Here is a 23,392-nt window from a genome sequence, read left to right on the forward strand (position 1 = left end):
GGTCATGCGCGCATCCGTTCGAGATAGTGGGTGCCCTGGCCGGCAGTGCCGGGCAGGAGCAGGGTGAAGCAGCTGCCTTCGCCTTCGGCGCTTTCGACCTCGAGCCGCCCGCCCATCGCCTGGACGAGCGCGCGCGCCTCATAGGCGCCGATGCCGAAGCCGGTTTCCTTGGTCGAGACGAAGGGCTGGAAGAGGCGGGCGCGGACGAATTCGCCCGACATGCCGGCGCCACGGTCGGCGACCTCGATGACGACGTCGCCGCCGCTTTCGCGGGCATTGAGCTGGACGGGCACGCCCGGCTGGCTGGCGTCTATCGCGTTCTGGACGAGATGGGCGAGCGCCTGTTCGAGGCCGATCGGCCCGGCGACGCATTCCAGGCCCGGATCGCAGGCGACCTCGACCGGATGGGTCCGCGCCTTGCTGTCGGCCAGGTTGCGCAGCAGCGGCTCCAGCGCGACCGCGCGGGGCGGATCGGCGTCGCGCGCCGCGCCGGGCGACAGGCGCACCAGCAGGTCGTTCATCTTCCGGACCGAGCTTTGCAGCGTTGCGATCATGTCGGCACGGAATTCGGGATTGTCGGCGTGGCGCTCGGCATTGCGGGTGACGAGGCTGAGCTGGCTCACCAGATTCTTGATATCGTGCAGGATGAAGGCGAAGCGGCGGTTGAATTCGTCGAAGCGGCTGGCGTCGGCCAGCGCCTGCTGCCCGCGCGCTTCGGCGATATAGCTCGCCGCCTGCACGCCGGCGGTGCGGAACAGGTCGAAATCCTCCCAGTCGAGCGGGCGCCGCTCGGGCGGATGATCGAGGATGACGAGGCCGACCAGCCGTCCGTTGTGGATCAGCGGCACGCCCGCCCAGGCGCGCTCCAGCCCCGCCAGCCAGGCCGGCACGGGCAACGTGCAGCCGTCGATGGCGAGCGCACCGGCGCGCGCCGCGTCGAAATCCAGCACGAAGACATGGGTCTCCATATGGCGCAGCAGGGCATCCGCTCCGTCGCCGGTGGCCGGCAGATACGCGTCCGAGTTCCAGCGCGCAGCCGGGGCGAGCCGATATTGCGCGTCGGCGATGAGCAGCATCCCGGCCGAGGCGCCGCCGATATCGGCCAACGCCTTCACCACCCGCTCCTCCAGCGGCGCGCCGTCGGTGCCTTCGCGGTTGAGGGTGGCGACGAAGCGCAGCCATTCGCGGCGATAATCGTAGCGATGCTCGAAGACATGCTTGGCGAGGAAGACGCGCAGCCAGGCGCGCGCCCGGCCCGAGGGCAGCAGCACGAGCGCCGCGAAGGTCATCGCGAAGACGATGCCGAACTGGGCGACGAGCCCCCAGCTGCCGCCGACGATCTCCATCGCCCGCGCCGCCGCCATCATCACGGCGAGATAGGCGAGGATCGCCACCGCCGAGACCGACTGGAAGGTGGCGGCGCGCGACAGCTGGAGCCGCAGCGCCGCGCCGCCGCGCAGGCCGAGCGCGAACAGGGGTGCCATCAGCGCCAGCACGATCCCGCGCAGCGCGAACAGGTCGTCGGCAAGGCCGTGGGTGAAATAGGCGATCGTATAGAGATGCAGGTCGTAGGCCCACATCAGGGCGAGCGCGAGCATCGGATATTTGAGCGCGTCGCGCGAGCCGTGCGAGGCCTGGCCATAGAGATTGTGGACCAGGATCAGCGCCCCGGCGGCAGCGGTGAGGCCGAGCAGCCGGCCGGTCGCGACCAGCGCCTCGAAGGCCGCCGGCAGGTCGCCGAATTGCGGGATCAGCCCGCCGACGACGATCTGCAGGCCGACCACCGCGGCGACGGCGGCATAGACCGCGCGGATCGCGCGCTGGCCGCCGCCCTCGCCTTTGTCCGCCTCGCGCAGCAGCGCGTAGAGGAATGCAAGGAAGGCGAGATTGCGCCCCCCCTCGGCGAGCAAGGCGAGCGGGCTGTAGCCGCCCGAAGTCGCCAGCGACAATGCCCAGACCGAGACGATCGCGAAAGCGGCGGCGAGCGGACGGTTGCTCGGATCCTCCTTCCAGTGCCGCGCGCGCGCCAGCGCCAGCATGGCGAACAGCACGGCGGCGAGGAGGTGGCCCCACAAGGCGAGCACGGCCGGCATCAGCGCGCGCCCGTCGGCCAGAGAATGACCCGCGCCGTCTGGAGCAGGATCAATATGTCGAGGAAGGGCGTGTAGTTCTTCGCGTAATAGAGATCGTATTCCAGCTTCTCGCGCGCATCCTCGACGCTGGCGCCATAGGGATAGTTGATCTGCGCCCAGCCGGTGATGCCCGGCTTCACGACATGGCGCTCGGCATAATAAGGCAGGCGCACCTCCAGGTCGGCGACGAACTGGGGGCGTTCCGGACGCGGGCCGACGAAGCTCATCTCCCCTTTGAGGACGCTCCACGCCTGGGGCAGCTCGTCGATCCGGACCTTGCGGATGAATGCGCCGATCCGGGTGACGCGCGGATCGTCCTTCTGCGCCCAGACCGCCTTGCCGCCCACTTCGGCATCGGTCCGCATCGAGCGCAGTTTGACCACCTCGAACGCCTCGCCATAGCGACCGATGCGGCGCTGGCGATAGAAAGCCGGGCCCTTGCTCTCCAGCTTCACCGCGATCGCGGTGACGAGGATGAGCGGCCAGGTCAGTGCCAGCAGCAGCGCGCTCGCCACCACGTCGAACAGCCTTTTGCCCCAGCTCGACAGCCGCCGCCCCGCGGAAAAGCCGTCGGAGAAGATCAGCCAGGAGGGATTGAGGCTGTCGAGATCGACCCGGCCCGTCTCGCGCTCCAGGAAGCTGGAGAAATCCTGGACGTGGACGCCGGTGGTCTTGATCCGCAGCAGATCGCCCAGCGGCAGCGCGTTGCGTCGTTCCTCGAGCGCCAGCACAACCTCGCCGGCGTTCAGCTTCAGCAGGTGATCGGGCAGGCTGGCGATGTCGGCGCGGTTGACGGCGCGCGCGACCTCGATCGGCCCGTCGTTCATCGCGACGAAGCCGACCGCCGCGAAGCCGGCGTCGGGCCGGGCCGCCAGCGCCTCGATCCGCGCGGCGCGGGCGCCGCCGCCGAGCACCAGCAGCCGCCGCTTGAACCGGTCGCCGCCGAGCACGCCCTTGAGGGCGAAGCGCACGCCGATCGTGCCGGCCAGCGCCAGCCACATCGCGTAGAGCAGGCTGGAGCGCCAGAAGCTGACCGGCGGCACGATGAAGAAGACCAGTGACAGGAAGAGGATGGCGAGCATCGCCGCGACCACCAGCCGGGCGATCGCGAACCGCAGCGAACGCAGCGCCTCGGTGCCATAGACGCCGACCGCGATCATCGCGACCTGCAGCGCGCCGGCGAATGCGAGGAGATTGGGCAGCCGCTCCCCGCCCGGATCGAAATCGCCGGACAGCTGCCACAGTCGGAGCGTCCAGCCGATCTCCGCGGCGAGCATCAGCAGGGCGAAATCGATCGCCCCCAGCAGCAGCACCGCATAGGGAATATAATGCTTGAACAGCCGGATCACGGGCGGGGCCCTCCGGCTGCACGCTTATGTGTAAGGCATCCCGACACGCCGGGAGTGTCGGAGAAATTGACAAATTATCGGTAAAGAAGAAGCAAGAACGGGGGCGGCGCCTGAGAGAGGGGGAGGGCGCCGCCCCCGCCCCGCTCAGCCCGCCAGATACCAGGCGAGCAGGAGGATCGGGCCGACCACGGCGACGGCGAACAGCAATTGCGCCGCCACGCTCGGCCGGAACCGGGCGGCGTGGAGGCGGCGGAAGGCGGCGAGCCGGGGAGCGAGGCCATCGCGGCCCGACACGGTCCCGATCTCCATCTGGCTGCCCTTGGTGAGGAACCGGATCAGCTCCTCGGTCTCCTCGTCGCCGATCTGCGGGTGACGGCGCAGCAGTGCCTCCATCCGATCCATCCGCGCCTGGGCGCTATCGGCATGAGTCTCGGCGCGCGGCTCCAGCACGCGCGCGCTCGCGATATTTGCGGTCTTCATGATTCAATTCACTTTCCTGTGTGGCCGGGGCGCGCGCTGCGGCGCGGCCCGTCCGGCCGGTTCATCCGATGGTGCAAGAGGGCCGGGCGATGCCGGCCCGGTCGTCAGCCGCGCGGCGGAGCGCGGGCGTGAAAGCCGCTCGCGCTGTGCGCGGCGAGCGGATCGGAGGACAGGGAAGGAAGCGGCGTTTCGGCCCGCTCGGGAAGGGGAAGCGCGGCGAGGGCCGGTGGGAGGACCGCCGCGCCGCCGCCGTCGATCGGGTCGTCGGAACGGATGTCGGGCCGGGAGACCCCGCTGTCCGTCGCCTGCCGGGCCGCGAAGCGCGGCGCCGGGGCGGAATCGACGATGGTCGGCGATCCGATCGTGGCGCGGCCGAGCGGGTTGGAGATCGGTGTGGCGGCGTCGCCGACCAGGGCCGCGAGCCATGCGGCGAGGAACAGAAACGCCGCGACGGCGCCCTTCCTCGGGCCGGGCCGGTCTTCGGCGGCAAGGCGCGCGGCGTGACTCACGCCGCCGACATAGGAGGCCCCGGCGCAAGCGCAAGACGGCTTGCGGCGAGCGGGGCTTCCGGCAACCGGCGCGAACGGGCTAGGATGAGGCATGATCATCTCATCCGATCCGTGCGTCACGCCCGTCATCCTCTGCGGCGGGGCGGGCACGCGGCTCTGGCCGCTGTCGCGAAAGGCCAGGCCCAAGCAGATGCTGGACCTCACCGGCGCTGGCACCATGCTGGCGCTGACCGCCGCGCGGGTCGGCGATGCCTTGCTCTACACGCCGCCGCTGGTGGTCGGCGCCGCCGCCCAGGCCGATGCCATTGCCGCCGAAGTGGGCGATGGCGCGACCCTGATCCTGGAGCCTTCGGCCCGAAACACCGCGCCCGCCATCGCGCTCGCCGCGCTGAACGCCGCGCCTGGGGCGGTGCTGCTGGTCCTGCCGAGCGACCAGCATATCGTGGACTGCACGGGGTTCGATGCCGCCGTGCGCCGGGCGCTGCCGCTGGCGCTGGACGGCTGGATCGTCACCTTCGGCATGACGCCGGACCGGCCGGAAACCGGCTATGGCTATATCAGGCGCGGCGCGGCGCTGGGCGAGGGGCTGTTCGCGGTCGATCGCTTCGTCGAGAAGCCGGACGCCGCCACCGCCGCCGCCTGGCTCGCCGAAGGCGGTCATGACTGGAATGGCGGCATCTTCCTGATGCGCGCCGACGCTTTGATCGACGGGCTGGCGGCCCATGCGCCCGACATCCTCGCCGCCGCGCGCGCCGCCGTCGCGGGGCAGAAGGCGGACGGCGCGCGCATCAGCCCCGACGCGGCGGCCTTTGCCGGGGCGCCGTCCATCTCGATCGACTATGCGCTGATGGAGAAGGCCGAGAAAGTAGCCGTCGCGCCGGTCGCCATCGGCTGGTCCGACATCGGCGGCTTTACGGCCTTGCGCGACATCATGGCGCAGGACGCGGCGGGTAATGCGATCGCGGGAGACGTGCTGGCGCTCGATGCCGACAATTGCCTGATCCGCTCGGACGGCCCGCTCGTCGCGGTGGTCGGGGTCAAGGATCTGGTGGTGATCGCGGCGGGCGGCGCGGTGCTCGTCGTGCCGCGCGACCAGAGCCAGCGCGTGAAAGAGATCGTCGAGCGATTGAACGCGGAAGGACGCGACACATGGACATGAGGAAGCTCGGCGCGAGCGGCTTCGCAACGCCCCGGCTGGTACTCGGCGGCAACGTGTTCGGCTTCACTGTGAAGGGCGGGGAGGCGTTCGATGTGCTCGATCGTTTCGTCGCGGCCGGCGGCACGATGATCGACACGGCGGACGTCTATTCGAACTGGGTGCCCGGCCATGTCGGCGGGGAATCGGAGACGCTGCTGGGCGAATGGCTGAAGCGGCGCGGCCGGCGCGACGACGTGCTGATCGCGACCAAGGTCGGCTACGACAAGGGCCTCGCGCCCAGCCATATCGCGGCGGCGATCGACGCCTCGCTGGCCCGGCTCGGCACGGATCGTGTCGATCTCTATTATGCGCACAAGGACGATCCCGGGACGCCGCTCGAAGAGACGCTGGCCGCGTTCGACGGACTCGTGAAGGCCGGCAAGGTCCGCGCGATCGGCGCGTCCAATTATTCGGCCGCGCGGCTGGCCGAAGCGCTCGACGTCTCCATGCGGGCGGGACTGGCGGCGTTCACCGTGCTGCAGCCCGAATACAACCTGATGGCGCGGGCCGGTTTCGAAGGGCCGGTGCAACAGCTCTGTATCGAGCGCGATCTCGGCGTGCTGCCCTATTTCGGCCTCGCCTCCGGCTTCCTCACCGGCAAATATCGCGGCGAGGCGGATTTCGGCAAAAGCCCGCGCGGCGCCGGCATGAAGCGCTACCTGGACGACAAGGGGCGCGCGGTGCTCGCCGCGCTGGACGAGGTGGCGGCCGAAACCGGCGCGACCCAGGCCCAGACCGCCCTGGCCTGGCTCGCCGCCCGCCCGGGCGTCACCGCCCCCATCGCCAGCGCCACCAGCCTCGCCCAGCTCGACGAGCTGCTCGGCGTCCTGACGCTTGAGCTGAGCGGAGCGCAGGTGGAGAGGCTGGAGACGGCGTCGGCGGAATAGGGGTGAGGTCCGCTATGGGTGGGGAGTGGACACTTCTTACCCCTCCCTTGAAAGGGAGGGCTGAAGGACCGCAAAGGGTCGATGGCAGACCTCCGACCCCCCGCTTCCAATGTAGGAAATGCTCTGTCACGCTTGCCCCCGACTCGGGGTCTCGGCTCTGGCTCGCGGCTCTTTGAAAAACACCGGCTCCCGTCCGGACGGCGCCCCGCGAAAACACCCCTCACCCTGTCAACTTAGTAAACTTAACACTCTCCAAGCGTGGTGGCGAATGGCCTGTTTTGTCGCGGCTCAGCGCCTCCCGAATACGCCCAGCGCGGCCACCGTCATCGCCTCGACGGCGGTGGCGATGGTCGGCTCGGGCTCCGGCGCCCAGAAGGGGCTGTGGAGCGAGGGGAGCTGCGACATGTCGCCGGCCGCCGCGTCCCAGCGCGCCTGAGGCACGCCGCCGACCCAGAAGATCAGGCTCTCCATGCCGGGATTGGCGAGCCGGTAGCGGCCGAAATCCTCGCCGGCCATGACCGGGCGGATCGGGCGCACCCGGTCGGCGCCGAAATGGTCGCGGAAGCCGGCGATGACGCTGGTGGTGAAGGCGTCGGTGTTGACCGTGGCCGGCGTGGCCTCCGCCTCGCGCACGGTGACGATCGGCATCCGGTCCTCCGGCACGCCGGCGGCGATCGCCTCGCCGCGCGCGATCCGGGCGATGCCGTCCAGCAACTGGCGGCGGATCTCCGGCGTGTAGCTGCGCACCGTGATGAGCAGGCGCGCCTCGTCCGAGATGATGTTGTGCTTGGTGCCGGCCTGGAAGGAGCCGACGGTGACGACCGCGCTGTCGAGCGGATCGAGCTCGCGGCTGACCAGCGTCTGGAGCGAGGTGACGATGCGGGCGGCGAGGACGACCGGGTCGCGCGTCGTGTGCGGCGCGGCGCCATGGCCGCCCAGCCCGCGCACCACCATGTCGACGCTGTCGACATTGGCCAGCGCCGGCCCGTCCGACCAGCCGATCACGCCCGCCGGGAGTGTCGCCGAATCGTGGAAGGCGATGGCGTGGCTGGGGCGCGGGAAGCGGGTGAAGAGGCCGTCCTCCAGCATCGCGATCGCGCCCTGGCTGGTCTCCTCGCCGGGCTGGGCGATCATCACCAGCGTGCCGGACCATTGGTCCCGCATCGCCGCCAGCCGCCGCGCCGTGCCGACCCAGGCGGCCATATGCGTGTCGTGGCCGCAGGCGTGCATCAGGGCGGTGTCCAGCCCCTCGCGCGTCGTGCCCCGCGCGCGGCTGGCATAAGGCAGGCCGGTCTGCTCCTCGACCGGCAGGCCGTCCATGTCGGCGCGGATCATCAGCACCGGGCCGGGGCCGTTCTCCAGCACCGCCACGACGCCGGTGACGCCGACGCCCGTGGTGACGGTGAAGCCGAGTGATCGCACCGCGTCGGCCATCAGCTCGGCGCTGCGCGTCTCCTGCATCGACAGCTCGGGATTGGCGTGCAGGTCGCGATACAGCTCCAGCAGGTCGGGCATGTCCTGCCGGATCGCGGAGCTCAAATCCTGGGCGTGGACGGGCAAAGCGGTGGCCATGACACAGGCGCATAGCATGGCGGCGAGGCTTTTGCGTCTCATCTTCGTCCTTTCTTAGGGGCGTCCGGCGGGGACCAGCTCGATCACGTCGATCCGGGATTCGAATCGCGGAGACGGGATGGCGAGACGCCAGCGCCGTTCGCCGATCCGCTGCATCATGCCGATCATGTCGCGATCGGCGTCGATGCCATATTGATAGGCGCGCCGCTCGTCGCCGAGCTGCATCGTGCCGATGAAGATCATGCGGGTCGATTGATCGGCATAAAGCCGGCCCCGCGGGCGCTGCGATCCGGTCAGCTTCGCGAAGAGCAGCGAAGTGCCCTCGGCGCGGATGCGGCAGCGGAAGGCGGGATAGGCGACATAATCGAGCGATCCGGACTGGCTGCCGATCTTGATCACGCGGCACGCATACTCGCCGGGCGGCGGCGCGGGATCGGCCAATGCCGCGTCGGGATCGAGCAGCGCGCCTTCGCCCGCGATCAGCGCGTCATGGCCGCTCTCGCGTGCCTCGGCGAGTCCCCGCGTCCAGGCATCGCGCCAGTCGCGCAGCCGGCGGCGATCATCGGCGCTGGCCACCGTCCGCCAGCTCTGCCCCGGCGCAGGCTCCGGCGCCGGGGCGGGCTGGGCGAGCGCCGGCCCGGCAAGGAACGCGAGAAGGAGGGTGCGGAGCATGGACGGCAGCTTGCGCTGGATCGGCGGGCAAGGGCAAGCCCGTCAGGCCGCCGTCCAGCCGCCGTCCATGCCGAGATTGGCGCCGGTGATCTGCGCCGCCTCGTCGCGGCACAGGAAGACGGCCAAAGCGGCGACCTGATCGGGCTGGACGAACCGCTTGGTCGGCTGGGCGGCGAGCAGGACGTCGTTGATCACCTGATCGCGGGTGAGGCCGCGCGTCTTCATCGTGTCGGGGATCTGGTTTTCCACCAGCGGCGTCCAGACATAGCCGGGACTGATGCAATTGACCGTGATTCCGGCCTGCGCGACCTCCAGCGCCACCGTCTTGGTGAGGCCGGCGATGCCGTGCTTGGCCGCGACATAGGCGGACTTGTTCGGGCTGGCGACCAGGCTGTGGGCGGACGCGGTGTTAACGATCCGGCCCCAGCCGCGCTGCTTCATCCCCGGCACGGCGAGCCGGGTGGTGTGGAAGGCGGCGGAAAGATTGAGCGCCAGGATCAGGTTCCACTTGTCGACCGGGAATTCGTCCACCGGCGCGACATGCTGCATGCCGGCATTGTTGACCAGGATATCGACCCCGCCGATTTCGGCCATCATCGTCTCGATCGCATCCGCCTTGGTGAGATCGGCGCTGTTGTAGCGGACAGTCGCGCCATGCACCTCGGCCAGAGCGGCGCGTTCCTGCTCGATGGCATCCGCATCGCCGAAGCCGTTGATGACGATGTTCGCGCCTTCGGCGGCGAGTGCCTTGGCGATGGCGAGCCCGATGCCGGAGGTGGAGCCGGTGACGAGTGCGGTCTTGCCCTTGAGGAACATGGCGGAGAGGTCCTTTCTACGTGGCGAGGTCGAAGGCGGCGGTGCGGCCGTCGGCGATGTTGCGGGCGAGGAGGGCATCGTGGCGCATCGTCTCGGCGATGGCGGCAACGCCTTCGGCCCAATGATGCTCCATCGTCGCGCGCGAAAATTCGAAATCGGCCGCGCCACCCTGCCAGCCCTGCTTGCGGTAGATGAGATGGACGAGGCTGACCGCATGTTCGGCCGCCATCCCGGCGAGCCGCTTCGCGTCGGGATCGTCGGCCAGCTCGGGCGGCAGCCTGGCGATCAGGGTGCGGATCGCCTCGCGCTCCTTGCGCAGGCGCAGCAGCTGGTCGGTCACCTGGCGGGTGCGGCTCGAATAGCGGATGTCCTTCTCGCGCGCATAGACGTCCATGATCGTCGCCGGCATCTCGCCGCGCGCGGGGAAGAGATCGACCTGGAAGACCAGCATGTCCTCCCGCTGGTTCTCCAGCACATGGCCAAGCGGCGTGTTGGAGACGATGCCGCCGTCCCACCACCAGCCGCCGTCGATTTCGATCGGCGGCAGGCCGGGCGGCAAGGCGCCCGACGCCATGATGTGCCGCGCGTCGAGCCGCTCGCGCTTCGTGTCGAAATAACGGAAATTGCCGGTCTCGACATTGACCGCGCCGACCGAGACCCGGACCGGGCCGTCGTTGAGCAGATCCCAATCGACATATTCATCGAGGGTCGCGGCGAGTGGATTGCTGTCGTAGAAACTGAGCGCGCCGGTGCTCTTGGCGGGCGCCAGCATCGGGCTGAGCAGGCGCGGCGTGAAGAAGCCGGGCACGCCCTGCGCGGCGACATAGCCGGCGGACATCAGGTGCACCCATTCGCGCCATTCGTCGCCGCCCCCGGCCAGCGGCAGCACGGGCAAGGCTGCCGTCACCTGCTCCCAGAAGCCGCGCAGCTTCGCGGTGCGCGCCGCGGGCGGATTGCCGGCGATGATCGCGGCATTGACCGCGCCGATCGAGATGCCGGCGATCCAGTCCACCGCGATCGCCCGCTCGGCCAGGCCCTCATAGACCCCGGCCTGGTAGGCGCCCAGCGCACCGCCGCCCTGCAGGACGAGCGCGACCATGTCGGGAAGCGGCATCCGCTCGGGCGTACGCGCGCGGCGGCGGGGCTGGGCGTCGGCCATGTGCGGCCTTCTCCTTTGCTGCGGCGCAATATGCAAGTCGCGTCGTTGCAACCAAGCGGAGGCAGGCGCATTGTGCGCAGGACAGCGGAGGAGTGCGTCGAATGCGTTTCGGGGACCGCAGGACCAGCGACAATGTGGAAAGCCAGCGCGGGCAGAGCTTCGGCGGGCGCGGCGGCGGTGGGCTCGGTGGTGCCGGCGCGAGCATGCTGTTCGGCCTGGTCGCCAGCCGGTTCGGCATTGGCGGGGTCATCGTGCTCGCCCTCCTCTTCTTTGCCTTCGGCGGCGGATTGGGCGACCTGCTCGGCGGCGGCGGGCAGCGGGCGCTGGCGCCGCAGGAGGCACGGCCAGGGGCGCAGCCGGCCGGCAATGTCTGCCAATCGGACGAGGTGACGCGCTTCTCCTGCCAGGTGCTCGCCTCCACCGAGGAGCAATGGGGCGCGATGTTCGCCGCGAACGGATCGCGCTACACGCCGCCGCGCATGGTCTTCTACGACCGGCGCGGCAGCTCGGGCTGCGGCGCGGCGGATTCGGCGATGGGGCCGTTCTATTGCCCAGCCGACCAGCGCATCTATCTCGACACCCAATTCTTCCGCGAGCTGGCGCAGCGTTTCCGGGCGCCGGGCGATTTCGCCCAAGCCTATGTGATCGCGCACGAGGTCGGCCACCATATCCAGACGATCACCGGCGTCACCGATCAGGTCCGCCGTGCGCAGCAGGCGGTCGGCCAGACGCAGGGCAACGCCCTGCAGGTGCGGATGGAATTGCAAGCCGATTGCTATGCCGGCGTCTGGGCCTCGCGCGAGCGGGGCATCATGGACGAAGGCGATCTGGAGGAGGGCATGGGCGCCGCCGCCGCGATCGGCGACGATACGCTGCAGCGCGCCGCGCAGGGCACGGTCGTGCCCGAAAGCTTCACCCACGGCACTTCGGCCCAACGCCAGGAGGCGCTGATGCGCGGCTTCCGGGGCGGCGGGCCCGCGGCGTGCGATGCCTATATGCAGGGAGTCTGAGCATCGGGTCGCACGCCCGCATGTCGAATAGAAGAGCGCCGGCGTGGCGGCTGCTGCCACGCCGGCGCGGACGGACGAGCAAATGGGGAGAGTCGTCCATCTTTTCGAAGCGGCCCGGAGATACGCGATCGGACCGTTCGAGCGCCTCTTCTCACTAATGCGAATTAATTGCAATAGTGATTTTCAGCTATTCCGGATGCAATGTCGATTTCGGATTCGAGTATGACCGATGATCCCACTTTCTTCTCCGACGAGGCCGCGTTCCGCCGCTGGCTGGCAGCGAACCACGCCGATGCGGGCGAGCTGATCGTCGGCTTCTGGAAGAAGGGCAGCGGCACGCCGTCGATCGACTGGCCGCAGGCGCGCGACCAGGCCTTGTGCTTCGGCTGGATCGACGGGGTGCGCACCTCGCTCGGGCCGGAAAGCTACAAGATCCGCTTCACGCCGCGCCGGCCGGGAAGCATCTGGAGCCGGGTCAATATCGCGCGGTTCGAGACGTTGAAGGAGGCGGGGGCGATGACGCCGGCCGGCGAGAAGGCTTTCGCCGAGGGCAAGGAACGGACCGACCATTATTCCTACGAGAATGAGGAGCGCGCGCTGAGCGCCGAGGAAGAGGCGCTGTTCCGCGCCAACCCGGCGGCCTGGGCCGATTTCGAGAAGCGCCCGCCTTCCTACCGCAAGCCCGTCCTTCACTGGGTGACGAGTGCGAAGAAGCCGGAGACTCGCGCGCGGCGGCTGGCGACGTTGATCGCGGACAGCGCGGCGGGGCGCAAGATCGGAGGCATGGAGATCGGCCGGAAGAAGGGCTGATCCTATTCCGCCGCGAGCAGGCGCTCGGCCCCGCCCAGATCGACGCTGACCAGCCGGCTGACGCCCTTCTCCACCATCGTCACGCCGAACAGGCGGTGCATGCGGCTCATCGTCACGGCATTGTGAGTGACGATGAGGTAACGCGTGTCGGTCTCGCCCGTCATTCGGTCGAGCAGATCGCAGAACCGCTCGATATTGGCGTCGTCCAATGGCGCGTCCACCTCGTCGAGGACGCAGATCGGCGCCGGATTGGTGAGGAAGAGCGCGAAGATGAGGGCGATGGCGGTCAATGCCTGCTCCCCGCCGGACAGCAAAGTGAGGGTGGCGAGGCGCTTGCCGGGTGGCTGCGCCATGATCTCCAGCCCCGCCTCCAGCGGATCGTCCGATTCGACCAGCTCCAGATGCGCCTGGCCGCCCTCGAACAAAGTGGTGAAGAGGCTGCGGAAATGGCGGTCCACATCCTGGAACGCGGCGAGAAGCCGGGCGCGGCCCTCACGGTTGAGGCTGCCGATCGAGCCGCGCAGGCGGTGGATCGCCTGCCCCAGTTCCTCGCGTTCTGCCTGGCTGGCGAGATGGCTCTCCTCCAGCTCGGTGAGCTCGCTTTCGGCGACGAGATTGACCGGGCCGATCCGCTCGCGCTCCTGATTGGCGCGCTCGAGCCGGGTCGATTCGACCTGGACGACCTCGATCGACTCCTCCTCGAAGCCGACTCGTTCGGGGAGCAAAGGCGGCGGACATTCGAACTTCTCGCCGGAGATGCGGGCCATTTCGATCCGCCGGGCGTCCTGCGCCTCGGCGCGGGCGGCGGCGCCGGCGCGCGCCTCGCGGCAGGCGGCTAGCGTCTCGCCGGCCTCGGCCAGTTTGACCTCGGTCTCACGCAGCCTGTCTTCGCCCGCCCGCTCGTGCGCGGCGGCGGCACGCGCGGCTTCGGCGGCCTCGGCCGATTCGTCGGTCAGCGCGGCGATGCGCTGCTCGAAATCGTCCGGCGCGGCGGCGAGCGTTTCCGCTTCCTTCTCGGCATCGGCGATGCGGCGGCCGAACTCGGCGTCGCGCTTCTCGGCGTCGCCCGCCCGCGCGCGCCAGTCGGCCTGCTCCTTCCTGGCCGCCTCGGCGCGCTGTCGGTCGGCGGCGACGCCTCTCGCATGCGTGGCGGCCTCGGCACGCAACTCGGCGAGCGCGGCCTGCGCGGTCTCGGCGGCGGCGCGCAGCTCGGCCACCTTCACCTCGGTCGCGGCGGCATCGGGCAGGGTGGCCCAGAGCGATTCCGCTTCATCGCGGGCCTTCACCGCGTCGCGCAGATCGTCCTGTGCGGCCTCGGCACGTTCCTTGAGGCCGACGCGGCGCACGTCGAGCCGCTCGATCTCGACCGTGGCGGCATTCTCCGCCCGGCCAGCCTCGCGGATCGCCGCACCGGCTTGGGTTTCGCCCCGCCGCGCGGCTTCGGCGGCGGCGCGGGCGGCGTCCATGACCGCCAGCGCCTTTGCGGTGCGCGTTTCCGCATCTTCCACCGACCTGGCGGCGGCCGGCATGGCCTGCTCAATCTCGGCGAGGCGGTTGACCCGGATCAGCCGCTCGGCGGCGGCGGCGCCGAGGCCGCTCGCGACATAGCCGTCCCAGCGGCGCAGCTTCCCATCCAGGGTGACGAGGCGCTGGCCCACGGCGAGCGCGATCGTGCCGTCGTCGCTCTCGGTCACGCCGATCTGGCACAGGCGGCGCAGCAGGGCGGCGGGCGCCTCGACATGGTCGGCGAGCGCGGCGCAGCCGGCGGGCAGCGGCGGATCGCCCGGCAGCGGCGCGGCCCCGGCCCAGCGGCGCGGTCCGTTCTCGGTCAGCGCGGCATCCAGATCCTCGCCCAATGCGGCGGCGAGTGCGCGCTCATAGCCCGTCGCGGCGCGGACATGATTGATCGCCCGGTCGCCGCCGGAGGTCTCGACCGCCTTGATCAGCGCCTTCGCCTCGGACTGTAACGCCGCCAGCGCGGCGCGGGCGGCGGCGGCTTCGCTTTCGGCGGCGTCGCGCGCTTCGGCGGCCTGCTGCCGTTCGGCTTCGGCCGCCGCGATCGCCGTGCCCGCCTCGGCGAGCCGCGCTTCGGCGGCTTCGCGGTCGGCGCGGGCCTGAGTCAGCGCCGCGTGCAGCGGCGCGGCATCCCCAAGCGCGGCGACCTGATCGCGGATGCGCTGCGCTTCGCTTTCGGCGCGGGCGAGTTTCTGTAGCGCCGCGTCCAGCGCGGCCTGCGCCACCCGTGCCTCGGCCTGTTCGGCGGCCTGGACGGCGCGGGCCTGACCCAAGGCGGTTTCGGCCGCGCGGGCGGCACCCTCCTGCTCGACGGTGCGGATGTCGATCGTGCCGCGCCGGCTTTCGGCATCGGCGAGGCGGGCGGCGATGCTGGTCAACTCCTCGTCCAGCCGGGCGAGCGCCGTCGCCGCGTCGTCGCGCAATGCCGCCTCGCGTTCGCGGTCGGCGACGAAGGTGCGCTGCCGCGCCGCCAGCTCGTCGATCCGGCGCCGGATGCCGTCTTGTTCGGTGCGCAGGGCGGCAAGCTTGTGGGCCAGATCGGAGGCACGCTCACGCGCCGCTTCGGCGGCGCGGCGCTTGTCGGCGAGCTCGGTGGCGGCCTGGGTCTGCCAGGCGGCGGCGGCGCGCTGCGCCTCGGCCGCGATGCCGACCGCCGCCCCGGCGGCCTGCGCCTCCTGCTTCGCGGCCTCGGCGGCGGCCGCCGCCTCGCGCCAGCGCGCGAAGATCAGCCGGCCCTCGGCCACGCGGATCTGATCGGACAGCTTGCGGTAGCGTTCGGCGGCGCGGGCCTGGCGCTTCAGCGCGCTGGCGCGCAGCTCCATGTCGGCCAGCACTCCGTCGAGCCGGACCAGATTGGCCTCGGTCGCGCGCAATTTCTGCTCGGCATCCTTGCGGCGGACATGGAGGCCGGAGATCCCCGCCGCCTCCTCCAGCATCATCCGCCGCTCGGTCGGCTTGGCGGCGATGACGGCGCTGATCCGGCCCTGGCTGACCAGGGCCGGTGAATGGGCGCCGGTCGCGGCGTCCGCGAAGAGCAAGGCGACGTCCTTGGCGCGCACGTCGCGGCCGTTGACCCGATAGGCGGAGCCCGCGCCGCGCTCGATCCGTCGGGTCACCTCGACCTCGCCGGCCGGGGCGAAACCGGCATCGCCGCCGACATCCCCCTCCTGCCGCTCGACCAACAGCGAGACTTCGGCGAAATCGCGCGGCGGCCGGGTCGCGGTGCCGGCGAAGATCACGTCGTCCATCCCCGCGCCGCGCATCGATTTGGGCGAGCTTTCGCCCATCACCCAACGGATCGCCTCCAGCACGTTGGACTTGCCGCAGCCATTGGGGCCGACCACGCCGGTCAGGCCGGGCTCGACGATCAGCTCGGCCGGCTCGACGAAGCTCTTGAATCCCGAAAGCTTGAGGCGTTTTACCTGCAACGCGATCCCCCGGGGCGCATCACCGCGCGGTTCTCAACAGCGGTTCGAGCGAGGCCCAGTCATGGACGCTGCCGGCCAGCCTGCCGTTGATCGCGAAGCTGGGCGTACCCTGGACACCGAAACTGGAACCGGCGCGCTGCATCTCGACGATCCGCTCTAGCCCGGCCTGGTCGGCGAGACAGGCCCGCGCCCGCGCGGCATCGACGCCGTGGCGCGCGGCGATGTCGTCGAGTCCGGCAATCTCGACCACGCGGCGCATCGTCTCCAGCGGCGCCAGTCCCTCCATTGCCCGGCGCTGTTCGGCCGGCATCGCCGTAATCCGGCCCATCCATTGCTGCTGGCTGGCGAGGATGGCGTGATTGAGCGCGAAATAGTTTTCCGGCGCGGCGCAGCGGCTGACGAAGGCAGCGGCGAGATCGAGCCCGTTCAGCACGAAATTGCGATATTCGAAGCTGACCCGGCCGGACCGGACATAGGCGTCGATCAGCCGGGGCGCGCCCGTGGCGGCGAAATCGGCGCAATGCGAACAGGTCAGCGAAAAATATTCGACCAGCTTCACCGGCGCCTGCGGATTGCCCATCCGGAAGCCGCCTTCCGGCGTCATGACGATCACCCGGCTCCAGTCGCGCTGCGCTTGCGCCAAGGCGGGCGCGGCGGCCGGTGGCGCGGTCAGAACGAGACCGCCGATCACGGCAAGCAGCGCGGCCGGCAGCCGGGCCATCATGTCAGCCGCCGATCGCCGCGCGCAGCCGCGGCTCCAGCGAACGCCAGTCGGACACGTCCTGACGCTGTCCGTTGATGAAAAAGGTCGGCGTGCCCTGCACCTGTTCCTGAGTCACCGCCCGGTTGGTGCCGTCGGACAGGCGCTGCATGTTCTGTGGATCGGCGATACAGGCGCTGAACCGCGACTCCGGCATGCCGCGCCGGGCGAAGAAGGTGTCGAGATCCATGGCACGGGCGAGCGGCGCGATCATCTGCTCCGGCGGCAGGGCATTGAGCTGCTGCGCTTCCTGCTCATCGACCGCGCCCAGCAATTCCCGCTGCTGCGCGAAGAGCTGTTCGACGGTACGGAAATAGGCTGGCAGCGGCTGGCAGCGGACGAGCACCGAAATGGCTGCGTCATAGGGGTTGAGCAGGAAATGGCGGAACTCCCAGCTCACCTGGCCGGAGCGGATATAGGTGTCGCGCAGCGTCGTCGAAGCCTGATCGGAGAAGGCTTTGCAGGCCGGGCATGTCATCGAGGCATATTCGACCAGCTTCACCGGCGCGTCGGGATTGCCCATGCGGATGCCCCCTTCGGGCGTCTCGCTCACCGTTTCGGTCCAATCGCCGTTGTTCGGCGCCGCGATCTGGGTCAGCGGGGCGCCGCCATTGCCGGACGTGGCGTTGACATCGCCGCCGCCGCTGTCGCCGCAACCGGCGAGCGTGAGGGCGAGGGCGGCCAGGCTGGCGCCGATCTTGATCTTCATGTCTTTTTCTCTCCACCAATTCTGCCGACGACCGGGATCGCCGTGACGACCGGCGTTCCATCGCCGGACGTAAGCCCGCGCGCAAGCGATTCGAGGCAGGCGCGCAGCTCCGGATCGGCGACCGCGCGCAGGGATTCGCCCATCTCCACAGATATCGGCCGCAGCGAGGGCGATGCCTTGCGCGGCTTCGCCTGTTCGGCGCGGACAATGCCCTGGCGGAAGCTGATCCGTGCCACGGCCGCATAGCCGAAGAAGCGGTTGACCCGTTCGGCGATCGCCGGCGCGACATGCTGGATCATCGGCGCATGGGCGCCTTCCACCACCAGGGTCAGCACGCCTTCGCTTTTCCTGCCGGGCGGGAAGCGGATCGATTCGGGCGCGGAGACGGCGGCATAACGCGGTCCCACGATCTCGCGCCAGCGGCTGACGATCGAGGACTGGACGAAGCCGAAGCGGCGAAAGGCCGCGCCGCCCACTTCGGGCACGAGATCGCTGACCGCGCGCATGCGCCGCGCGCGCTCGGGCGGCGCCGATGATTTCCTGCGCGTTCCGGCCGGTTTCGTCATCGCGCGAAGCATGGCATAGCCGCCCCATGCCCGTCGATGCCTCGCAGGCGCTTTTGTGTTGGTATGCTGTGGATAAGCGACGCCTGCCCTGGCGCGCCGAACCCGGCGATACGCCCGATCCCTATCGGGTCTGGCTGTCCGAGATCATGCTCCAGCAGACCACGGTCGCGGCGGTGAAGCCTTATTTCGAACGGTTCACGACGCGCTGGCCCAGTGTCGTGGCGCTGGCCGCCGAGGAGGACGACGAGGTCATGCGGGCCTGGGCGGGGCTCGGCTACTATGCCCGCGCGCGCAACCTGCTCGCCTGCGCCCGCGCGATCGTCGCCGATCATGGCGGGCGTTTCCCCAACGATGAGGCTGCGCTGCTCAACCTGCCCGGCATCGGCCCCTATACCGCCGCCGCGATCGTGGCGATCGCCTTCGGGCGGCGCGCGGTCGCGGTGGACGGCAATGTCGAGCGGGTGGTGGCGCGGCTGTTCACGGTGGCTGAGCCGCTGCCCGGCGCGCGCGCGCATATCAGGGCGCTGGCTGACAGCCTCGTGCCGGACGAAGGCGCGGGCGATTTCGCGCAGGCGATGATGGATCTGGGCTCGGCGATCTGCACCCCGCGCAATCCCGATTGCCCGCATTGCCCGCTGCAAAGCTATTGCGCGGCGGCGCGGACGGGCGATCCGACGCGCTGGCCGATGAAGGCGCCGAAGGCCGCCAAGCCGAAGCGCGACGGCCTGGCCTATTGGCTGGAGCATGACGGCGCGGTGCGGCTGGTGCGCCGGCCCGGCAAGGGGCTGCTCGGCGGGATGTTCGCCTTGCCCGAAGCGCCGCCTATGCCGGCCGACTGGTGCGAGGCCGGGTCGGTTGACCATGTCTTCACCCATTTCGCGCTCAACATGAAGCTGCTGTGCGCGCGGGCCGAACGTCGCGACGACGGGCTGTGGTGGCCGGTCGAGAGGATCGGCGAAGCAGGCCTGCCCACTTTGTTCGCCAAGCTGGCCGCCCGGGGCGTTGCGTGGCGGGAAAGCGGGCAGCCGGCCCGGCGTGGGAGAATGAAGGAGACCGTATCTTGAACCTGCGCCTTTCGGGCCTGGCCGCCATTTTCATGCTGCTGCTGGGCCCGCCGCTCGCCGCTCAGGCGCCGGCCGCCACGGCCGAGATCGCCTATGGCGCCGATCCGCGCCAGCGGCTTGATTATACGCGGATCGAGGGACGGGACGCGCCGCTGGTGCTGTTCGTCCATGGTGGCGGCTGGCGGCGCGGTGACAAGAATCTGGCGGTGCATATGGCCGCGCATTTCCATGAGCAGGGCTATGCCTTTGCGACGATCAACTACCGGCTGGTGCCGGACGCGACGGTGGACGGGCAGGCCGCGGATGTCGCATCCGCCATCGCGCGACTACGCCGCGAGCCGGGCGTCGATCCGCGTCGCATCCTGCTGATCGGCCACAGCGCCGGCGCCCATCTCGTCGCTCTGGTCGGCACCGATCCCGCCTATCTCGGCGCGCACCGGATCGCGCTTTCGGATCTGGCCGGTATCGTTCCGCTCGACGGTGCGGGCTATGATGTGCCCCGCCAGATCGCCCAGAGCGGACCGCTGCTGCGCCACCTCTACCGCAACGCCTTTGGCGACGATCCGGAATTTCAGCGCCGTGTGTCCCCCATCGCCCATGCCGCCGCGCCCAACGCGCCGCGCTTCCTGATCCTCCACATCGCCAGCCGGCCGGACGATTCCGGCGCGCAATCGGAAGCGCTCGCCGCAGCGCTGCGGACGGCAGGGACGCCGGCGGAGGTGGCGAGCGTCCCGGGCAGCCATTCCGACATCTTCCGCAATTTCGGCCGGCCCGGCCATGAAGCGACGGCGCTGGTCGACGCCTTCGCCGCCGACCTTTTCGCGACGGAAGCGCGCTGACATGGCCGAACCCGGCTTCACCGGCGCCAGCCTCGATCGCGCCGATCATCTGCGGCTCGATGCCGAGCGGATGGCCGACATGATGGCCAATGGCGACGCGCGGCTGCTCGATCTCGCCGAGCTGGACCCGGTGCTCGAGCCGGAGGGGACGCTGCACTGGACGAGCTTCGCCGAGGCGCATGTCGATGAGACGATCTTCCTGGGCATTCGCGACGGGGTGCCGCTGTTCGCGCCGCTGGTGCGCACGCGGGCGCTCGGCCGCCGCTCATGGAATGTGATGCGGCTGATCGACCGGATGAGCCCGCGCGACGCGGCGATCTGGGGCGCGGCGCGCAGCCTCAACGAATGGCACAACAAGCATCGTTTCTGCGGCGTCTGCGGCACGGCGACGGAGACGTTCCGGGCGGGATGGGGACGGCAATGCCCGAGCTGCGGCGCGGAGCATTTCCCGCGCGTCGATCCGGTCGTCATCATGCTCGCCGAACATGACGGCCGCGTGCTGGTCGCCCGGCAGCATCAATATCCGCCCGGCCGCTATTCCGCGCTGGCCGGCTTCGTCGAACCGGGTGAATCGATCGAGGAGGCGGTGGCGCGCGAATTGATGGAGGAGGCTGGGCTCGCCGTGCGCGACGTCGCCTATGTCGCCAGCCAGCCCTGGCCCTTTCCCGGCTCGCTGATGATCGCCTGTCTGGCCAAGGCGGACACGGACGCTATCGTGCTTGAGTCGAACGAGCTGGAGGACGGTTTCTGGGTCGATCGCGCGGGAGTGCGGGCCGCGCTGGCGGGAGCGCCCGACGCGCCGTTCCAGGCACCACCGCCTTTCGCCATTGCCAATACTTTGCTGACCCGCTGGGTCGAGGGGCGGGAAGAGGGAGAACGGGGATGAAGGCTTTGGGGATCGGCGCGACCGCGCTGTTGCTCGCCGCTTGCGCGACCAATTCGCAGAATCAGCGCGCCGAACTGGCGGTGACGCTGACGGGCCTGCAGGAAGTGCCGGGACCGGGCGACACGGACGGTACGGGTACCGCCTTGATTCGCGTCAATCCCGGCGAAGGCCAATTGTGCTGGGATCTCTATGCCCGCCAGATCGGCCCGGCCACGGCTGCCCATATCCATCGCGGCGCGGCAGGTTCGGCGGGGCCGCCGGTGGTGACGCTGGCCACGCCCGACGCCGCCGGGCGGAGCCAGGGCTGCGTCGCGATCGAACAGGGGCTGGCGCGCGAGATCGCGTGGCGCGGTCACGAATTCTATGTGAACGTCCACAATGCCGAATATCCGGCCGGCGCGATCCGCGGCCAGCTGCGCGGCGGCGCGATCAGGTCGCAACGCCAGCGGGACCGCTAGGCTTCCGGGGCTTCTGCTTTTTCTTCGGCGCAGCTGGTGTCGCCACCGGCGCGGCATCGACGGTGACGTTCGTGCGCTGCAGCCCTTCCTCGAGCCCCTCGAGAAAGCGTCGCAGGCCGTCGATCGCGGCGGCGCGCAGCGTCTCGCCCAGATGCTCCGCGTCGATGCTGATCCGCGCGCCGAACTGCCGCGCGTCCTCGCGCGCCTCGGCCGAAGCTTCGCGCGCGGCGCGCTGGCCCCGCGCGGCGGTCGCGGCCGCCGCCTGGGCGAAGGCGCGGAACGAATCGCTCTCCGCCATCTTCACCACCTTCTTCGCCCGCTTGCGGACCTTCTTCGGGATTTCGATGCCGCCGACGCGCTTGGGAATCCGGACCTTGGCCATGAGTCGATCTCCTTGTGTATTATTCACATAATACACAAGGAGATCGGTTTCAAGCACTCCTCGCGAAACGCAGCGGCTTGACCCTTTTCACGCCGGGCAGCGCCTCCAGCCGCCGGACCAGATGGTCGGCGATATGGCCGTCCACCGACACCAAGGCCACCGCTTCGCCGCCCACTGCGCGGCGGCCGAGATGGAAGGTGGCGATATTGACCGCCGCCTCGCCCAAGGCGGTGCCGAGCCGGCCGATGAAGCCCGGTCTGTCCTCGTTGACGAAGTAGACCATTTCGCCGGCCAGGTCGGCCTCCACCGCGACGCCGAACATGTCGACGAGGCGAGGCGCGGCATTGCCAAACAGGGTGCCGGCGACGCTGCGCGGACCCTCCGGCGTCGCGGCGGTGACGCGCAGGAGGGTGTGATAGTCGCTCTCATGCGCGTGGCGCACCTCGCGCACGTCGAGCCCACGCTCCTTCGCGAGGAAAGGTGCGTTCACCATGTTCACCGTGTCGGAATAGACCGCCATCAGCCCGGCGAGCACGGCCGCCGTGATTGGCTTCTGGTTCAGCTCGGCCGCCGCACCCTCGACCTCGATCGAGACCTTCTGGATGCGGTCGCCATCGACCTGGCCGAGCAGCGAGCCGAGCTTCTCGGCCAGCTCCATATAGGGGCGCAGCTTCGGCGCCTCCTCGGCGCTGAGCGAGGGCATGTTGAGCGCGTTGGCGACGCCGCCGCGCACCAGATAATCGGCCATCTGCTCGGCGACCTGGATGGCGACATTGACCTGCGCCTCGGTAGTGGAGGCGCCGAGATGGGGCGTGGCGACCAGGTTCGGCGCGCCGAACAGGGGATTGTCGGTGGCCGGCTCCTCGACGAACACGTCGAGCGCCGCGCCGGCGACATGGCCCGATTCGAGCGCCCCGCGCAGCGCCGCTTCGTCGATCAGGCCGCCGCGCGCGCAATTGATGATCCGCACGCCCTTTCGGGTCTTCGCCAGATTCTCCGCCGACAGCACGTTGCGGGTCTGGTCGGTGAGCGGCGTGTGCAGGGTGATGAAGTCGGCGCGGGCGAGGAGCTGGTCCAGCTCCACCTTCTCGACGCCGAGATCGACGGCGCGCTCGGGCGTGAGGAAGGGATCGAAGGCGATCACCTTCATCTTCAGGCCCAGCGCCCGGTCGGCGACGATCGAGCCGATATTGCCGCAACCGATCAGGCCCAGCGTCTTGGCGGTGAGCTCCACGCCCATGAAGCGGTTCTTCTCCCACTTGCCCGCCTGGGTGGAGGCATCGGCCTGGGGCAGCTCGCGGGCCAGCGCGAACATGAGGGCGATGGCGTGCTCGGCGGTCGTGATCGAATTGCCGAAAGGCGTGTTCATGACGACGACGCCGCGCGCGGTGGCGGCGGGGATATCGACATTGTCGACGCCGATCCCGGCCCGGCCGATCACCTTGAGCCTGGGCGCGGCGGCGAGCAGGTCCGCCGTCACCTTGGTCGAGGAACGGATGGCAAGACCGTCATAGTCGCCGATGATCGCCTTGAGCTCGTCCTTGGCGAGGCCGGTCTTCTCGTCCACCTCGACCCCGGCGGCGCGGAAAATCTCGGCGGCCTTGGGGTCCATCTTGTCGGAAATCAGCACCTTGGGCATTTCGCTTTTCCTCTGATCGGGGCGTTGCTGCGAAAGCAGGAACCCAGAATTG

The 23,392-nt window shown here is 69.8% G+C and carries 22 protein-coding genes; 8 read left to right on the top strand and 14 right to left on the bottom strand.

What is annotated here, in order from left to right:
* Positions 1–2: 2 nt before the first annotated feature.
* From prsK to KF780_05220, 4 genes are all read right to left on the bottom strand, one after another.
* Complete coding sequence (gene prsK, locus KF780_05205) at positions 3–2,093, bottom strand: PEP-CTERM system histidine kinase PrsK (protein MBX3561192.1); 2,091 nt, start codon at positions 2,091–2,093, stop codon at positions 3–5.
* On the bottom strand, positions 2,093–3,481 hold the full coding sequence (locus KF780_05210) for a TIGR03013 family PEP-CTERM/XrtA system glycosyltransferase (GenBank protein MBX3561193.1): 1,389 nt from the start codon (positions 3,479–3,481) through the stop codon (positions 2,093–2,095). Before KF780_05210 ends, prsK begins: the two co-directional genes overlap by 1 nt.
* A gap of 144 nt (positions 3,482–3,625) precedes the next feature.
* Positions 3,626–3,961 (bottom strand): hypothetical protein, encoded by a 336-nt coding sequence (locus KF780_05215; GenBank protein MBX3561194.1) that lies wholly within the window; start codon positions 3,959–3,961, stop codon positions 3,626–3,628.
* Between the two features lie 104 nt (positions 3,962–4,065).
* Positions 4,066–4,470 (bottom strand): hypothetical protein, encoded by a 405-nt coding sequence (locus tag KF780_05220; GenBank protein ID MBX3561195.1) that lies wholly within the window; start codon positions 4,468–4,470, stop codon positions 4,066–4,068.
* Between the two features lie 91 nt (positions 4,471–4,561).
* On the opposite strand from KF780_05220, the gene KF780_05225 reads away from it, so the two are divergent.
* Positions 4,562–5,629 carry a mannose-1-phosphate guanyltransferase gene (locus KF780_05225; GenBank protein ID MBX3561196.1) on the top strand — a complete coding sequence of 356 codons (1,068 nt, stop codon included), beginning with the start codon at positions 4,562–4,564 and terminating at the stop codon, positions 5,627–5,629.
* On the top strand, positions 5,620–6,555 hold the full coding sequence (locus KF780_05230; GenBank protein MBX3561197.1) for an aldo/keto reductase: 936 nt from the start codon (positions 5,620–5,622) through the stop codon (positions 6,553–6,555). Before KF780_05225 ends, KF780_05230 begins: the two co-directional genes overlap by 10 nt.
* A 288-nt stretch (positions 6,556–6,843) precedes the next feature.
* Here KF780_05230 and KF780_05235 read toward each other — a convergent pair whose 3' ends face one another.
* The 4 genes from KF780_05235 to KF780_05250 are packed head-to-tail and all read right to left on the bottom strand — an operon-like array spanning position 6,844 to position 10,774.
* Positions 6,844–8,145: an amidohydrolase gene (locus KF780_05235; protein MBX3561198.1), complete on the bottom strand. Its 1,302-nt coding sequence runs from the start codon at positions 8,143–8,145 to the stop codon at positions 6,844–6,846.
* 36 nt (positions 8,146–8,181) lie between these two features.
* Complete coding sequence (locus KF780_05240; GenBank protein MBX3561199.1) at positions 8,182–8,799, bottom strand: DUF4893 domain-containing protein; 618 nt, start codon at positions 8,797–8,799, stop codon at positions 8,182–8,184.
* Positions 8,800–8,841: 42 nt separating this feature from the next.
* The gene (locus tag KF780_05245) at positions 8,842–9,615 is read right to left on the bottom strand and encodes a 3-hydroxybutyrate dehydrogenase (protein MBX3561200.1); all 774 of its coding nucleotides are present in this window, start codon (positions 9,613–9,615) and stop codon (positions 8,842–8,844) included.
* 16 nt (positions 9,616–9,631) lie between these two features.
* Positions 9,632–10,774: a patatin-like phospholipase family protein gene (locus KF780_05250; GenBank protein MBX3561201.1), complete on the bottom strand. Its 1,143-nt coding sequence runs from the start codon at positions 10,772–10,774 to the stop codon at positions 9,632–9,634.
* A gap of 101 nt (positions 10,775–10,875) precedes the next feature.
* Here KF780_05250 and KF780_05255 point away from each other — a divergent pair, with 101 nt between their 5' ends.
* Both KF780_05255 and KF780_05260 read left to right on the top strand, forming a co-directional pair.
* Entirely contained in the window at positions 10,876–11,784 is a 909-nt protein-coding gene (locus KF780_05255) for a neutral zinc metallopeptidase (GenBank protein MBX3561202.1), read from the top strand.
* Between the two features lie 222 nt (positions 11,785–12,006).
* Positions 12,007–12,594, top strand: coding sequence for a YdeI/OmpD-associated family protein (locus KF780_05260; protein ID MBX3561203.1), 588 nt, complete (start codon positions 12,007–12,009; stop codon positions 12,592–12,594).
* A gap of 2 nt (positions 12,595–12,596) precedes the next feature.
* Here KF780_05260 and KF780_05265 read toward each other — a convergent pair whose 3' ends face one another.
* The 4 genes from KF780_05265 to KF780_05280 are packed head-to-tail and all read right to left on the bottom strand — an operon-like array spanning position 12,597 to position 18,084.
* Positions 12,597–16,037, bottom strand: a complete 3,441-nt coding sequence (locus tag KF780_05265; protein ID MBX3561204.1) for an AAA family ATPase — start codon at positions 16,035–16,037, stop codon at positions 12,597–12,599.
* Positions 16,038–16,056: 19 nt separating this feature from the next.
* Positions 16,057–16,761 carry a thioredoxin domain-containing protein gene (locus KF780_05270; protein MBX3561205.1) on the bottom strand — a complete coding sequence of 235 codons (705 nt, stop codon included), beginning with the start codon at positions 16,759–16,761 and terminating at the stop codon, positions 16,057–16,059.
* Between the two features lies 1 nt (position 16,762).
* Positions 16,763–17,506, bottom strand: a complete 744-nt coding sequence (locus KF780_05275; GenBank protein ID MBX3561206.1) for a thioredoxin domain-containing protein — start codon at positions 17,504–17,506, stop codon at positions 16,763–16,765.
* Entirely contained in the window at positions 17,503–18,084 is a 582-nt protein-coding gene (locus KF780_05280) for a DUF721 domain-containing protein (GenBank protein MBX3561207.1), read from the bottom strand. The genes KF780_05275 and KF780_05280 overlap by 4 nt, the downstream gene beginning before the upstream one ends.
* Positions 18,085–18,098: 14 nt before the next feature.
* Here KF780_05280 and mutY point away from each other — a divergent pair, with 14 nt between their 5' ends.
* The 4 genes from mutY to KF780_05300 are packed head-to-tail and all read left to right on the top strand — an operon-like array spanning position 18,099 to position 21,319.
* A complete protein-coding gene (mutY, locus tag KF780_05285) occupies positions 18,099–19,136 on the top strand; it encodes an A/G-specific adenine glycosylase (protein ID MBX3561208.1) in 1,038 nt (345 codons plus the stop codon).
* A gap of 2 nt (positions 19,137–19,138) precedes the next feature.
* Complete coding sequence (locus KF780_05290; GenBank protein ID MBX3561209.1) at positions 19,139–19,975, top strand: alpha/beta hydrolase; 837 nt, start codon at positions 19,139–19,141, stop codon at positions 19,973–19,975.
* A 1-nt stretch (position 19,976) separates the two neighbouring features.
* A complete protein-coding gene (nudC, locus tag KF780_05295; GenBank protein MBX3561210.1) occupies positions 19,977–20,861 on the top strand; it encodes an NAD(+) diphosphatase in 885 nt (294 codons plus the stop codon).
* A complete protein-coding gene (locus KF780_05300) occupies positions 20,858–21,319 on the top strand; it encodes a CHRD domain-containing protein (protein MBX3561211.1) in 462 nt (153 codons plus the stop codon). Before nudC ends, KF780_05300 begins: the two co-directional genes overlap by 4 nt.
* On the opposite strand, the gene KF780_05305 is transcribed toward KF780_05300, so the two are convergent.
* Positions 21,291–21,701 (bottom strand): hypothetical protein, encoded by a 411-nt coding sequence (locus KF780_05305; GenBank protein ID MBX3561212.1) that lies wholly within the window; start codon positions 21,699–21,701, stop codon positions 21,291–21,293. The genes KF780_05300 and KF780_05305 overlap by 29 nt on opposite strands.
* 49 nt (positions 21,702–21,750) lie before the next feature.
* A complete protein-coding gene (gene serA / locus KF780_05310) occupies positions 21,751–23,340 on the bottom strand; it encodes a phosphoglycerate dehydrogenase (GenBank protein ID MBX3561213.1) in 1,590 nt (529 codons plus the stop codon).
* Positions 23,341–23,392 lie beyond the last annotated feature (52 nt).

The sequence above is a fragment of the Sphingomonas sp. genome, assembly GCA_019635535.1.
In the GTDB taxonomy this organism is placed as follows: Bacteria; Pseudomonadota; Alphaproteobacteria; order Sphingomonadales; family Sphingomonadaceae; genus Allosphingosinicella.